Raw genomic sequence first — 16,058 nt, forward strand, 5'->3', positions numbered from 1 at the left:
GGTTCATTTTGTGCCGTCGATGTTGGGGGTGTTTGTTGAGGGGGGTGTGGTGGGTGGTTGGGGTTCTTTGCGGCGGGTGGTGTGTTCGGGTGAGGTGTTGTCGGGGGTGTTGGCGGAGCGGTTTGTGGGGTTGTGTGGTGCGGAGTTGCATAATTTGTATGGTCCGACGGAGACGTCGGTGGATTCGACGGCGTGGGTGTGGCCGGGGTCTGGTGAAGGAGCGGATTCGGGTGGGGGTTCGGGTTCGGGTGGGGTGGTGCCGTTGATTGGTGGTCCTATTTGGAATACGCGGGTGTTTGTGTTGGATGGGTGGTTGCGGCCGGTGGCGCCGGGTGTGGTGGGGGAGTTGTATATCGCGGGTGTGGGGTTGGCTCGGGGGTATGTGGGGCGGGCTGGGTTGACGGGGGAGCGGTTTGTGGCGTGTCCGTTTGGTGGTGTGGGTGAGCGGATGTATCGGACGGGGGATTTGGTGCGGTGGGTTGGGGGTGGGGAGTTGGCTTTTGTGGGGCGGGTGGATGGTCAGGTGAAGGTGCGGGGGGTGCGGGTTGAGCCGGGTGAGGTGGAGGGGGTGTTGGGGTCTCATGCGGGGGTGGGGCAGGTGGTGGTTGTTCCGCGTGAGGATGTGCCAGGAGATGTACGGCTCGTCGCCTACGTCGTCCCCGACAGGGAGGTCGACGAAGCCGAAGCCGAGGCACTGCCGGGGATGCTGCGTGCACACGCGAGCCGACGGTTGCCGGAGTTCATGGTGCCGTCGGCGGTGCTGGTCCTGGACGCACTGCCGTTGACGGTGAACGGGAAGCTGGACCGGGCGGAGCTGCCGGCCCCGGCGCACTCGTCCGCCGGTGGGCGGGGCCCGGCGTCGGTGGCCGAGGAGCTTGTCTGCCAGGCCTTCGCGGAAGTGCTGGGTGTGGATCGGGTGGGGGTGGAGGACAACTTCTTCGAGCTGGGCGGACACTCGCTGCTGGCGGGCTCCTTGGTGCAGCGGCTGGGCGACCGGGGCCTCGGGGTGTCGGTGCGGGTGCTGTTCGAGGCACCGACACCGGCGGCGCTTGCGGCGTCGAGCAGCGGTGGCGGTGCGGTCGAGGTGCCGCCGAACGGCATCCCCGAGCAGGGCGCGGAGGTGATCACGCCGGAGATGCTGCCGTTGGTGGAGCTGACGGCAGCGCAGATCGACCTCGTGTGCGAGTCCGTTGAAGGCGGCGCGGCGAACGTCGCCGACGTGTATCCGCTGGCTCCGTTGCAGGAGGGCATCTTCTTCCATCATCTGCTGGCCGGCCAGGGTGAGGCGGACGCGTATCTGATGCAGATGGCGCTGGCCTTCGACGCTCGCGAACGGCTGGACGGGTTCCTGGCGGCCTTGCAACAGGTCGTGGACCGGCACGACATCTGCCGCACGGCAGTGGTGTGGGAGGGGCTGCCCGAGCCGGTACAGGTGGTCTTGCGCCGTGCCCAGCTTCCGGTGACCGAGGTGACGTTGTCGGAAGGCGGTGACGCGGCCGCGGAGCTGTTGGCGAACGCAGAGCAGTGGATGGACGTACGGCGAGCCCCGTTGCTGCGGGTCTACGCGGCTGCCGAGCCCGGCGGTTCGGGACGGTGGCTGGGGTTGGTGCAGGTGCATCACCTGTTGCAGGACCACACAGCGCTGGAGGTGGTGCTCGGTGAGGTCGCGGCGTTGATGGAGGGGCGCGGGGATGAGTTGCCGGTTCCGCTGCCGTTCCGGGACTTCGTGGCGCAGGCGCGGTTGGGGGTTTCGCGTGCGGAGCATGAGGAGTTCTTCGCCGAGCTGTTGGGTGATGTGACGGAGCCGACGCTCCCCTTTGGGCTGGCCGATGCTCGTGGTGACGGTACGGGTGTGCGGTCGGCGCGGTTGAGGGTGGATGACGGGCTGGCGGCGCGTATCCGGGAGCAGGCTCGCGAGCTGGGGGTGAGTCCGGCGACGCTGTTCCACGTCGCCTATGCGCGGGTGCTGGCGAGTCTGGCGGGCCGGTCGGACGTGGTGTTCGGGACGGTGTTGCTGGGTCGGATGAATGCGGGGGTGGGGGCGGAGCGGATTCCTGGTCCGTTCATCAACACGCTTCCGGTGCGGGTGGATGTGCAGGCTCTGGATGTGGTGGGCGCGGTGCGGGCGATGCAGGGGCAGTTGGCCGGCCTGCTGGTGCATGAGCATGCCCCGCTGGCCTTGGCGCAGAGGGTGAGTGGTGTCCCGGCGTCGGCTCCGTTGTTCACGTCGTTGTTCAACTATCGGCATGACGGGCGATCGGTGCGTGGTGGTGCGGCTGGTGTGGAGTTGTTGTTCGCGCAGGAGCGGACGAACTATCCGTTGGCGGTTGCGGTGGATGACCTCGGGTCTGGGGCTGGGTCTGGGTTTGCGGTGGTGGTTGATGCGGTGGCTCCGGGGGATGCGGGGTTGGTGTGTGAGTTGGTGGAGATGGCGGTGGGGGAGTTGGTGGGGGCGTTGGAGGTGGGGCCGGGGGTGGCGTTGGGTGGTGTGGGTGTGCTGCCGTCGTCGGTGCGGGGTCGGGTGGTGGATGGGTGGAACAGTGGTGCTGTGTCGGTGCCTGAGGTGTCGTGGGTGGAGCTGTTCGCGGAGCAGGTGGTGCGGGATCCGGGTGCGGTGGCGGTGGTGTGTGGTGGGGAGTCGCTGACTTATGGGGAGTTGGATGAGCGGGCGTCTCGGTTGGCGGGTGTGCTGGTGGGGCGGGGTGTGGGGGTTGAGTCGGTGGTGGGGGTGGTGTTGGAGCGGTCGGTGGATGTGGTGGTGGCGTTGTTGGGGGTGTGGAAGGCGGGGGGTGCGTATGTGTTTGTTGATCCGTCGTATCCGGTGGAGCGGGTGAGTGTGGTGCTGGCGGAGGTTGGGCCGGTCTGTGTGGTGACCGACAGCGCTCTGGCTGGTGGGCTGCCGGATGGTCTGGGTGCGCCGGTGGTGTGTCTGGATGATCCCGGGCTGGATTCCGCTGCGGTGGCGGACCCTGTGCTTGGTGGGCTGGGTGGTGCGGCGTATGTGATGTTTACGTCGGGGTCGTCGGGGGTGCCGAAGGGTGTGGTGGTGTCTCGGGGTGCGGTGGTGGGTTTGGTGGCGGCTCTGGGTCCGGTGCTGGGCGTGGGGCCCGGCGTGGGGGTGTTGCAGTTTGCGTCGTTTGGTTTTGACGGTTCGGTGCTGGATGTTGCGGTGACGTTGGCGTCGGGTGGTCGTCTGGTGGTGGCGTCGGAGGCGGAGCGGGCGGATGTGGGGTTGCTGGCTGATGTGGTGGTGCGGGAGGCAGTGGAGGTCGCGAGCGTGGTGCCCTCCCTCCTGGGTGTGGTCGACCCGGAGACGGTGCCCAGGCTGGCGCGGGTGCTGGTGGGCGGTGAACTCCTGTCGGCTGAGGTGGCGCGGGTGTGGGCGGCGGATGGCCGGGTGTTGGTGAACACGTACGGGCCGACGGAGGCGACGGTGATGGTCACCGCCGGGCGGGTGCTTGAGGGTGGGCTGGGTGTGCCGCCGGTGGGCGGGCCGGTGGCGAACGCGCGGGTGTTTGTGCTGGACCGGTTCCTGGAGCCGGTGCCGCCCGGAGTGGCCGGGGAACTCTACGTCGCCGGCGTGCAGTTGGCTCGTGGGTATCACCAGCGTCCATCGCTGACGGGAGAACGGTTCGTGGCGTGCCCGTTCGGTGATTCAGGTGAGCGGATGTACCGGACCGGGGACCTGGCGCGGTGGACCGCGGACGGGCAGCTGGCATTTGTCGGCCGTGCGGATGATCAGGTGAAGGTGCGTGGGTTCCGGGTGGAGCCGGCCGAGGTCGAGGCGGTTCTGGCGGCGCATCCCGGGGTGGGTCAGGTGGTGGTGGTTGCGCGTGAGGATGTGCCGGGTGACAAGCGCCTGGTCGCCTATGTGGTGCCCGAGGGCGATGCCGTTGTGGGTGACGGTTTGCGGAGTCTTGTGGCTGAGCGGTTGCCGGAGTACATGGTGCCGTCGGCGGTGGTGGTGCTGGATGAGTTGGCGTTGTCGGTGAATGGGAAGCTGGACCGTTCCGCGTTGCCGGCGCCGGAGTATGCGTCTGCTGGTGGGCGGGGTCCTGCCACGGTGGCTGAAGAGCTGGTGTGTCAGGTGTTCGCGGAGGTCCTGGGCGTTGACCGTGTAGGCGTGGAGGACAACTTCTTCGAGCTGGGTGGGCATTCGTTGCTGGCGGTGTCGTTGGTGCAGCGGTTGCGTGAGCGTGGGTTCGGGGTATCGGTGCGGGCCTTGCTGGTGGCGCCGACGCCGGCGGGCTTGGCTGCCGCCGGTGCTGATGGGGAGGGTGTGGTGGAGGTCCCTGCGAACGGGATTCCCGAGCAGGGTGTGGAGGTGATTACGCCGGAGATGCTGCCGCTGGTGGAGCTGACGGCGGCGCAGGTCGACTTGGTGTGCGAGTCGGTGGAGGGTGGGGCGGCGAATGTGGCGGATGTGTATCCGTTGGCGCCGTTGCAGGAGGGCATCTTCTTCCATCACCTGCTGGCCGGCCCGGGTGAGGCGGACGTGTACCTCGTGCCGATGGTGCTGGGCTTCGACAGCCGTGAGCGGCTGGACGGGTTCCTGGCGGCATTGCAGCGAGTGGTGGACCGGCACGACATCTACCGCACTGGGTTGGTGTGGGAGGGGCTGCCTGAACCGGTGCAGGTGGTCGCCCGCCGTGCGGTCGTTCCGGTGACCGAGGTGACGTTGCGGGAGGGTGGTGGAGACCCGGCCGCGGCGCTGCTGTCGGTGGCGGGAGAGTGGATGGACCTGGGGCGGGCCCCGCTGGTGCGGGTGCACGTGGCGGCCGAGCCGGGGCGGCCGGGCCGATGGTTGGCATTGGTGCAGGCGCATCACTTGTTGCAGGACCACGCCGCGTTGGAGGTGGTGCTGGGTGAGGTGGCGGCATTTATGGCTGGGGACGGTGACCGTCTCCCAGAGCCGCTGGCCTTCCGTGACTTCGTGGCCCAGGCCCGGTTGGGGATGCCGCGTCCGGAGCATGAGGGATTCTTCGCGGAGCTGTTGGGTGATGTGACGGAGCCGACGCTGCCGTTCGGATTGGCCGACGCTCGTGGTGACGGTTCCGGTGTGCAGCGGGCGCGGCTGGCAGTGGATGATCTGTTGGCGCACCGAGTGCGGGAGCGAGCCCATGGGCTGGGTGTCTCTCCGGCAACGTTGTTCCATGTGGCCTGGGCGCGAGTGCTGGCGAGTCTGGCCGGCCGGACGGACGTCGTGTTCGGGACTGTGCTGCTGGGCCGAATGAATGCCGGGCTGGGCGCGGACCGGATCCCGGGGCCGTTCATGAACACTCTGCCGGTGCGGGTGCACGTTGATAAGGATGTCATCGGTGCGGTGCGCGCGATGCAGGACCAGTTGGCCGCCCTGTTGGTGCACGAGCATGCCCCGCTGGTCCTGGCGCAGAAGGCCAGCGGCGTCCCGGCCTCAGCCCCTCTGTTCACCTCCCTGCTGAACTATCGCCACACCCAGCTGTCGGGCGAGCACCCCGGTGACGGTGATCTGAACGGCATCGACGGCGTGACGATGGTTTACGGGAGAGGTGTCACCAACTATCCGCTGGCCTTGGCAGTGGATGACACGGGGACTGGGTTCCGGCTGACGGCCGATGCGCTTCAACCTGCTGATCCCGAGTTGGTGTGCGGGCTGATGCACACGGCGGTCGGGAGTCTCGTCGAGGCTCTGGAGAGCACGCCGGGCACGGGGCTGCGTGGGCTTGAGGTGTTGTCGGAGGGTGAGCGGGGGCGGGTGTTGGTTGGGTGGAATGAGTCGGGTGTGGTGGGGGTGTCGGGTGTGGTGCCGGGGTTGTTCGGGGAGCAGGTTGCGCGGACTCCGGATGCGCCGGCGGTGGTGGGTGAGGGGGAGACGCTGTCGTATGGGGAGTTGGATGAGCGGGCGTCCCGGTTGGCGGGGGTGCTGGCGGGGCGTGGTGTGGGTGCGGAGTCGGTGGTGGGGGTGTTGTTGGAGCGGTCGGTTGATGCGGTGGTGGCGCTGTTGGCGGTGTGGAAGGCGGGAGGTGCGTATCTGCCGGTTGATCCGGAGGCGCCGGCGGAACGCGTGACCTGGTTGCTGGAGGACGCGGACCCGGTGTGTGTGGTGACCAGTGCGGGGTTGGCGGGTGGGTTGCCGGAGGGTCTGGCGGTGCTGGTGGACGAGGCGGTGGCGGATGGTGAGCCGGTGGGGCCGGTGCGGGTGGAGTCGGGGCATGCGGCGTATGTGATTTATACGTCGGGGTCGACGGGTCGGCCGAAGGGTGTGGTGGTGTCGCACGGGGCGCTGGCCGGCTATGTGGCCTGGTGTGTGGAGGCGTATCCGGGGGTGCGGGAGAGCAGTCTGCTGCATGGGTCGGTGTCGTTTGATCTGGGTGTGACGGGGTTGTATGCGGCGTTGGTGTCGGGTGGATGTGTGTTCGTGTCCGGTCTGGATGAGGGTCTGCCGGCGGTGCTGGACGGGCGCCGTCTGGGCTTTCTGAAGGTGACGCCGAGTCATCTGCCGTTGCTGGAGGCGCTGCCTGAGGAGTGTGCTCCGACGGGCCAGTTGATGGTGGGCGGCGAAGCCCTCGGTTGGGATGTGGTGCAGCGGTGGCGTGACGCGCATCCGGGTGTCGATGTGGTGAATCACTATGGTCCGACGGAGGGGACGGTCGGGTCGGCGCATTACGTGATTGGTGTGGGTGAGGGCGACGGAAGCGTGGGTTCGGTTCCGATCGGCCGGTCGTTTGCGACGACGCGGACGTTCGTGCTGGACCGGTTCCTGGAGCCGGTGGCGCCGGGTGTGGTGGGTGAGTTGTATGTGGCGGGGGTGCAGTTGGCCCGCGGGTACCTGGGCCGCCCGGGCTTGACCGGGGAGCGTTTCGTGGCGTGCCCGTTCGGTGGTCCGGGTGAGCGGATGTACCGGACGGGGGATCTGGTCCGGTGGACGGTGGACGGGCAGCTGGTGTTTGTGGGCCGTGCGGATGATCAGGTGAAGCTGCGTGGCTACCGTATCGAGCCGGGCGAGATCGAGACCGTGCTGGTGGCGCATCCCGCGGTGGACCGGGCGGTGGTGCTGGTCCGTGAGGACGTGCCGGGGGACAGGCGCCTGGTGGCCTACGTCGCCGCTGACGATCTGGCCGTCGGCGGTGATGACCTGCGGGGTTTGGTGGCTGAGCGGTTGCCGCAGTACATGGTGCCGTCGGCGGTGGTGGTGCTGGACGGGATGCCGTTGACGGCGAACGGGAAGGTGGACCGGGCCGCCTTGCCGGTACCCGAGCATTCGTCCGCTGGTGGGCGAGGTCCTGCGACGGTCCTCGAGGAGCTGGTGTGTCATGTGTTCGCGGATGTCCTGGGTGTCCAGCGGGTGGGGGTGGAGGACAACTTCTTCGAGCTGGGCGGACACTCGCTGCTCGCGGTGACCCTGGCGTCCCGGCTGCGCGAGCGCGGGCTCGGCGTGTCCGTGCGGGCACTCCTGATGGCACCGACGCCGGCCGGACTGGCTGCCGCCGCGGGCACCGGTGGCGGCGGTGCGGTGGACGTTCCGCCGAACGGGATTCCCAGGGAAGGCGCGGAGGTCATCACGCCGGAGATGCTGCCGTTGGTCGAGCTGACGCAGGCGCAGATCGACCTGGTCTGCACGTCGGTCGAAGGCGGCGCGGCGAACGTGGCGGACGTGTACCCGCTGGCGCCGTTGCAGGAGGGCATCTTCTTCCACCACCTGATCACCGACTCAGGAGACGCGGACCCCTATCTCCTCTCTCTCGCTCTGGGCTTCGACAGCCGTGCCCGGCTGGACGGGTTCTTGGCCGCGTTGCAGCAGGTGGTGGACCGGCACGACATCTATCGCACCGCGGTGATCTGGGAAGGCCTGCCCGAGCCCGTGCAGGTGGTCTGGCGGCGAGCCGTAGTCCCGGTCAGAGAGGTCACTCTGCCCGGGAACGGTGACGCGGCGGCCGAGTTGCTGGAAGTCGCCGGGCGGTGGATGGACGTGCGGCGGGCGCCGCTGCTGCGGGTGGGTGTGGCGGCCGACCCGGTGACGGGGCGCTGGTTGGCAGTGGTGCAGGTCCACCACCTGTTGCGCGATCACACGGCCCTGGAGGTGGTGCTGAGCGAGGTCGCCGCCCTCCTGGACGGGCGCGGGGACGAGTTGCCGGTGCCGCTGCCCTTCCGGGACTTCGTCGCCCAGGCGCGGCTGGGGATGTCCCGCGCGGAACATGAGGCGTACTTCGCGGAGCTGTTGGGCGGAGTGACGGAGCCGACGCTGCCGTTCGGCCTGGCCGACGCCCATGGCGACGGTTCCGATGTGCAGCGGGTGCGGATGGCAGTGGACGACCTGCTGGCGCGGCGGCTACGAGAGGGGGCGCGTGCGCTGGGGGTGAGTCCGGCGACGTTGTTCCACGTGGCATGGGCGCGGGTGCTGGCGAGCCTCGCCGGCCGGACGGACGTGGTGTTCGGGACCGTGCTGCTGGGCCGCATGAACGCGGGGGCGGGGGCCGAGCGGATTCCCGGCCCGTTCATGAACACCCTGCCGGTGCGGATGGACGTAGCGGACCTGGACGCCCTCGGCGCGGTGCGGGCCATGCAGGAGCAGCTGTCCGGGCTGCTGGTGCACGAACACGCTCCACTCGCCCTGGCACAGGCGGCCGGCGGGGTACCGGCCTCGGTGCCGCTGTTCACGACGCTGTTCAACTACCGTCACGGAAACCGTGTGTCCGGGGACGACTCGCACGCCGGCGGGATGCCCGGCATGACGGTCCTGTCGACCGAGGACCGGACGAACTACCCCTTGGTGGTCTCGGTCGATGACTCCGGGGCCGGGTTCGTGCTGACGGCCGGGGCGGCGGCTCCGGGCGATCCGGAGCTGGTGTGCGCGTCGCTGCACACCGCCCTCGAAAGCCTGATCACCGGGCTGGAGGAGGCACCGTCCACGCCGTTGCCCGCGGTGGAGGTGTTGGCACCCCGGGATCGTTCGCGGGTCCTGGAACGGTGGAACGACACCACGAAGACGCTGCCCGACGTGACGGTGGTGGACCTGTTCGAGCGACAGGTGTCGCGGACTCCCGACGCACCTGCGGTGATCTGCGGGGACGAGGAGATCAGCTACGCCCACCTGGACGATCGGGCGTCACGACTCGCCCGAGTGCTGGTGGACCGGGGTGTCGGCCCGGAGTCGGTGGTGGCGGTCGCGATGGACCGCTCGATCGACCTGGTCGTGGCCCTGCTGGCGGTGCTGAAGGCCGGCGGCGCGTACCTGCCCGTCGACCTGGCGTACCCGGAAGAGCGTGTCGCCTTCATGCTCGCCGACGCGCGTCCGGTGTGCGTGATCGCCCGCGCCTCGTGGCGGGAGGAGGGTGCCGCCGGACTGGGCCTGCCGATGCTCACGGTCGACGGACACGGCATCGGGGACCGGATTGGCCACGGTCCTGACCCGGCCGAGGACACCGAAGCCGGTGCGGTCGGCGGTCGGCGCCCCCTGCTCCTCCCCGCCCACCCGATGTACGTGATGTACACCTCCGGTTCCACCGGCACCCCTAAGGGAGTCACGGTCACCCACGCGGCAGTGGTCAATCACGTACTCGCCCGTGTCGCGGAGTTCGGATGGGACCGGACGGACCGGCTGATGCTCACCGCACCCATGGGTTTCGACCCCTCGGTGTGGCAGACCTTCTGTCCGCTGGTGATCGGCGCGAGCCTGGTCATCGCGCCCACCGGGAGCACGGCCGACCCCGCTCACCTGGTGGAACTGGTACGGCGGCACGACGTGACGGTGCTGCACCTCATCGCCTCGGCCCTGGCCGGGGTCCTGGAGGAGCCGACCGTCTCCGGCCTGTCCACCCTGCGGCAGCTGGCCAGCGGCGGTGAGGCGGTGCCCGGAGCCCTGCGAGACCGGGCCTTCGCGCTGTTCCCGCACATCGACCTCGTCCAGGGCTACGGACCGGCCGAGACCTGCATCGCGGTGACCTGGCACCGCTGCTCCAGGGAGGAGGAGACGGTCCCGCCGATCGGCGGTCCCGTCGCCAACACCCGCCTGTACGTGCTGGACCGGTACCTGCGGCCGGTTCCGCCCGGGGTCGCCGGTGAACTGTATGTAGCGGGTCTGCCGCTGGCCCGCGGCTACCACCATCGTCCGGGGCTGACCGGTGAGCGGTTCGTGGCATGCCCGTACGGCGGTGCCGGTGAGCGGATGTACCGGACCGGCGACCTGGTGCGGTGGCGTGCGGACGGTGTGCTGGTGTTCATGGGGCGGGCCGACGAGCAGGTGAAGATCCGTGGTTTCCGGATTGAGCCGGGTGAGGTCGAGGCGGTGTTGGTGGGGCATCCGGGGGTGGTTCAGGCTGCGGTGGTGGCGCGTGAGGATGTGCCTGGGGACAAGCGTTTGGTGGCGTATGTGGTGGTGGAGGGGTCGGGGGTTGGGGAGGGGTTGGGTTCTCGGTTGCGGGCGTGGGTGGCGGGGAGGTTGCCGGAGTTCATGGTGCCGTCCGCGGTGGTGGTGTTGTCGGGTGGGCTGCCGTTGTCGGTGAACGGGAAGGTGGATCGGGGGGCGTTGCCGGTTCCGGAGTACGGGGTTGGCGGGGTCGATGGGGTTGGTGTGGCTGGTGGTGGGCGGGGTGGGGTGTCGGTGTTGGAGGAGTTGGTGTGTGGGGTCTTTGCGGAGGTGCTGGGTGTGGAGCGGGTGGGGGTTGAGCAGGACTTCTTCGCTTTGGGTGGGCATTCGTTGTTGGCGATGCGGTTGGTGTCGCGGTTGCGGGTGGTGTTCGGGGTCGAGGTCGGTGTCCGGGAGTTGTTCGAGGCGTCGACGCCGGCGGGGTTGGCGGCGCGGATCGCGGGTGCGGATGCGGCGCGGGTGGGGTTGGTGCGGTGGGAGCGGCCTGAGCGGGTGCCGTTGTCGTTCGCTCAGCGGCGGTTGTGGTTCCTGGCGCAGCTGGAGGGCCCCAGCCCCACCTACAACATGCCGACGGCACTGCGGCTGTCCGGACAGGTCGACGTAAGCGCGCTGAGGTCGGCGCTCGGGGACGTGCTGGCACGGCACGAGGTGCTGCGTACGGTCTTCCCCGCCCACGATGACGAGCCGTACCAGCGGGTGCTGGACCCCGCCGAGGTCGGGAACGTCCTTCGGGTCGCCCAGGCCGCCGACGAAGAGCGCGCCGCGGAACTGGTGGCGGCCGAGATCGGCCACGGTTTCGACCTCGCGCGCGAGATTCCCGTACGGGCTCTGCTGGTCCACACCGGTCCGGTCTCGTCGGTGCTGGTCGTGGTGTTCCACCACATCGCGGGAGACGGCTGGTCCATGGGGCCGTTGGGACGGGACGTCTCGACGGCGTACGCGGCACGGTGCGAGGGGCGCGCGCCCGGGTGGGAGCCGCTGCCGGTGCAGTACGCGGACTACACCCTCTGGCAAAGGGACCTGCTGGGGGAGGAGGACGATCAGGACAGCCTCCTCGCCTCCCAGGTCGGCCACTGGCGGCAGGCGCTGACCGGGGCACCGCAGGAGCTGAACCTGCCGGCGGACCGGCCACGGCCGACGGAGGCCTCATACCGGGGCCACACGACGCGACTGGACATCTCGGCGGAGGCACATGCCGCGCTCGCCTCCCTGGCCCGCCGACGAGGTGTCACGCTCTTCATGGTCGTCCAGGCCGGTCTGGCGGCACTGCTGTCGCGGCTCGGCGCCGGGGAGGACATCCCGATCGGCACCGCGGTGGCCGGGCGCACCGACCAGGCCCTGGACGGCCTGGTCGGGTTCTTCGTCAACACCCTGGTGCTGCGCACGGACCTGCACGGCGACCCCACCTTCGCCGAGGTCCTGGACCGGGTACGCGAACGCGACCTGCAAGCGCTGGAGAACCAGGATCTGCCGTTCGAGCGGCTGGTCGAACTCATGGCGCCGCCACGCTCCATGGCACGCCATCCGCTGTTCCAAGTCATGCTCACCTTCCAGAACAACGACCCCGCGAACCTCGACCTGCCCGGCGTGCGGGCCGAGGCGTACACCGGCGGACCGCTGCCGGCGAAGTTCGATCTCGACGTAAGTCTGGGGGAGATCTTCGATGACGGTCGACCGATGGGCCTGCGGGGCTCGGTCGTCGGGGCGGCGGACCTGTTCGACGCGGAGAGCGTCACGGCACTCGGGCACCGGCTGAACCGCCTGCTGACGACGGTGGCCGCCGATCCTGACGTACGGCTCCATGAGATCGATGTCCTGTCCGAGGACGAGCGCAGACTGCTCCTCCCCGAGCGGGAGCGGGAGCGGGAGCTGGAGCGCGAGCCGGATGCCGGCGTGCCGGTAGCCGCGAATGTGACCCTGCCCGGACTCTTCGAGGAACAGGCCGCACGGACGCCGGACACCGTGGCTCTGGTCTCCGGAGACCAGAGCATGACCTACGGGGAGCTGAACGAGCAGGCGAACAGACTGGCACGGGTCCTGACACGGCGAGGGGTGGGGCCGGAGTCCGTGGTGGCGGTGCTGATGGACCGGTCCGCCGAACTGGTCGTGGCCCTGCTGGCCGTACTCAAGGCCGGTGGAGCCTACCTGCCGGTCGATCCCGCCTACCCCCGGGACCGGATCGCGTACGTACTGGAGGACGCGGAACCGGTGTGCGTGCTGACCACCGGCGCGCTCGTGGACGTGCTGCCCGCCGGCCTGGTGGCCCCGGCCCTGCTGCTGGACGACCTCGATACGACGGCCACCCTCGCGACGGACTCGTCCGCGGATCTGGAAGCGGCGGCGGACCGGCCGGGTACGAGGGCGACCGAGGAGCACCCGGCGTACGTGATCTACACGTCCGGGTCGACGGGCGCACCGAAGGGTGTGCTGGTGACGCACCGCAACGTCGCGACGCTGTTCAGCGCGCTGCGCCGGCGGTTCGGCTTCGGCGCCGACGATGCGTGGTCGTGGTTCCACTCCTTCGCGTTCGACTTCTCGGTGTGGGAGATCTGGGGGGCACTGCTGCACGGAGGCCGGCTCGTGGTGGTGCCGTACCACGTGTCGCGGTCCCCCGACGCGTTCCTGCGGCTGCTGGCCGAGGAACGGGTGACCGTCCTGTCGCAGACCCCTTCGGCGTTCTACGAGTTGATGCGCGCCGAGGAATCCGGGCCCGCCACCCCGGACTGGTCCTCGTTGCGGTGGGTCGTCTTCGGCGGCGAGGCGCTGGACGTGGAGCGGCTGGACGGCTGGTGGACGCGTCATCGGTCCGACGAACCGACGCTGGTGAACATGTACGGAATCACCGAGACGACGGTGCACGTCACGGCTGAGACCGTGAAGGCGCCTGCGGGTGCGGGTGCGGGTGCGGGTGCGGGTGCGGATGTCGGCGCCGGAGCGTCGCGGGGAAGCGCGGTCGGGCGGGCGATTCCGGGTCTGCGTGTCTTCGTCCTGGACCGGCATCTGAAGCTGCTCCCGCCAGGCGCCACGGGCGAGCTGTACGTCGCAGGTGGCCAACTGGCACGGGGATACGCGGGCCGGGAGGGCCTGACGGCCGAGCGTTTCGTGGCATGTCCGTATGGCGTGCCGGGTGAGCGGATGTATCGGACCGGTGATCTGGGCCGGTGGACTGCTGATGGGCGGCTGATGCACATGGGACGGGCCGATGACCAGGTGAAGATCCGTGGTTTCCGGATTGAGCCGGGTGAGGTCGAGGCGGTGTTGGTGGGGCATCCGGGGGTGGTTCAGGCTGCGGTGGTGGCGCGTGAGGATGTGCCTGGGGACAAGCGTTTGGTGGCGTATGTGGTGGTGGAGGGGTCGGGGGTTGGGGAGGGGTTGGGTTCTCGGTTGCGGGCGTGGGTGGCGGGGAGGTTGCCGGAGTTCATGGTGCCGTCGGCGGTGGTGGTGTTGTCGGGTGGGCTGCCGTTGTCGGTGAACGGGAAGGTGGATCGGGGGGCGTTGCCGGTTCCGGAGTACGGGGTTGGCGGGGTCGATGGGGTTGGTGTGGCTGGTGGTGGGCGGGGTGGGGTGTCGGTGTTGGAGGAGTTGGTGTGTGGGGTGTTCGCGGAGGTGCTGGGTGTGGAGCGGGTGGGGGTTGAGCAGGACTTCTTCGCTTTGGGTGGGCATTCGTTGTTGGCGATGCGGTTGGTGTCGCGGTTGAGGGTGGTGTTGGGGGTGGAGTTGGGTGTGCGGGAGTTGTTCGAGGCGTCGACGCCGGCGGGGTTGGCGGCGCGGATCGCGGGTGCGGATGCGGCGCGGGTGGGGTTGGCGCGGTGGGAGCGGCCTGAGCGGGTGCCGATGTCGTTCGCTCAGCGGCGGTTGTGGTTCCTGGCGCAGCTGGAGGGCCCCAGCCCCACCTACAACATGCCGGTGATACTTCGTCTGAGTGGGCAACTCGACACGGAGGCACTGGAGGCAGCGCTGGGCGATGTCATCGCTCGGCACGAGGTGCTGCGTACGGTGTTTCCCGCTCACGATGACGAGCCGTACCAGCAGGTGCTGGATGTGGACGGGGTGGGACGCATCCTGCGGTCCACCGAAGTCACAAGCGAAGGAGAGACCGCCGCCCTGGTGGCCGCGGAGATCGGCCATGGGTTCGACCTCGCGGCCGAGATCCCCCTGCGTGCGTTGCTGATCCGCAGCGGGACGGATGTCCACCGGCTGGTGGTGGTGATCCACCACGTCGCAGGGGACGGCTGGTCGACGGACCTGCTGGCCCGGGACCTGTCGGCCGCATACGTGGCGCGGCGCCAGGACCAGGAGCCGGAGTGGCTGCCGCTTCCGGTGCAGTACGCGGACTACACCTTGTGGCAGCGCGAACTGCTCGGCGACAAGGACGATCCGGAAAGCCTGGAGGCAGCCCAGATCGCCTACTGGCGTGAGGCACTGCGGGGTGCCCCGGAAGAGCTGCGGCTGCCGACGGACCGACCACGTCCGACGGTGCCCTCCCACCGGGGACACGCGATCACGTTCCGCCTCCCGGCCGCCGTGCACGAGGAGTTGTCGGCGCTGGCACGTGAGCAGGGTGTCACGTCGTTCATGGTGGTGCAGGCGGCGTTGGCGGTACTGCTGTCCCGGCTCGGGGCGGGCGAAGACATCCCGATCGGCACCGCGGTGGCCGGACGAACCGACCAGGCACTGGACGGGCTGGTCGGCTTCTTCGTCAACACCTTGGTCCTGCGGACCGACCTGACGGGCAACCCGAGCTTCACCGATGTACTGGCCCGCGTACGCGAACACGACCTGGCCGCTCTCGACCACCAGGACGTGCCGTTCGAGCGGCTGGTCGAAGTGCTCGCCCCAACCCGGGTACGGGGTCGGCACCCCCTCTTCCAGGTCATGCTCACCGTCGAGCGGGAAAACGAGGCGGCACTCGAACTGCCCGGCATTCAGACGGAAGCCCAGCTGCCCGAGGGCAAGCCGGCCAAGTTCGATCTCAGCGTCACCGTGACCGAGACGCGTGACGACGATGACCGCCCGGCCGGGCTGAACTGTTCGTTGACGGCCGTGGCCGACATGTTCGACCGGACGACCGCGGCAACCATCGGTCAGCGGTTCGCCCGCGTCCTGACCGGCGTCGTTGCCAAGCCTCAGGCACGGGTACGGCAGATCGACATCCTCACTGACGCGGAACGGCGACAGATCCTCGGCGGTTGGAACACCACCGCGGAGCCTCAGACCGTCTCTGGCCTCTTCGAGCGGCAGGTGATGCGGGATCCGGGTGCGGTGGCGGTGGAGCAGGGTGGGGTGGGTGTGTCGTATGGGGAGTTGAATGCTCGCGCGAATCGGTTGGCGCGGGTGTTGATCGATGAGGGGGTGGGTGCGGAGTGTGTGGTGGCGGTGTCGATGGAGCGGTCGGTTGATCTGGTGGTTGCGCTGCTTGCTGTGTGGAAGGCGGGCGGGGCGTATGTGCCGGTGGATCCTGGGTGGCCGGCGGCGCGTATGGGTGTGGTGTTGAGGGATTGTGGTGTGCGTGTTGCGGTGGCGGATGTGGGTTCGGGTGGCGGGGTGTTTGGTGGGGTGGCGGGGGAGTGTGGGGTGCGGGTGGTAGGGGTGGGGGCTGGTGTGGGGCTGGATGAGGAGGATTTGGGTGTGGGTGGGTTGGGGGGTGTGGCGGCGTATGTGATGTATACGTCGGGGTCGTTGGGGGTGCCGAAGGGTGTGGTGGTGTGTCAGC

Annotated in this window: 1 protein-coding gene; it reads left to right on the forward strand. The window is 69.2% G+C overall.

Annotation, left to right across the window (positions count from 1 at the left end; translation table 11 throughout):
- Positions 1-10 precede the first annotated feature (10 nt).
- A partial coding sequence (locus ACZ67M_RS37695) for an amino acid adenylation domain-containing protein (protein WP_469854353.1) occupies positions 11-16,058 on the forward strand: 16,048 nt, incomplete at its 3' end.

The sequence above is a fragment of the Streptomyces sp. NPDC107500 genome (genome assembly GCF_055582785.1).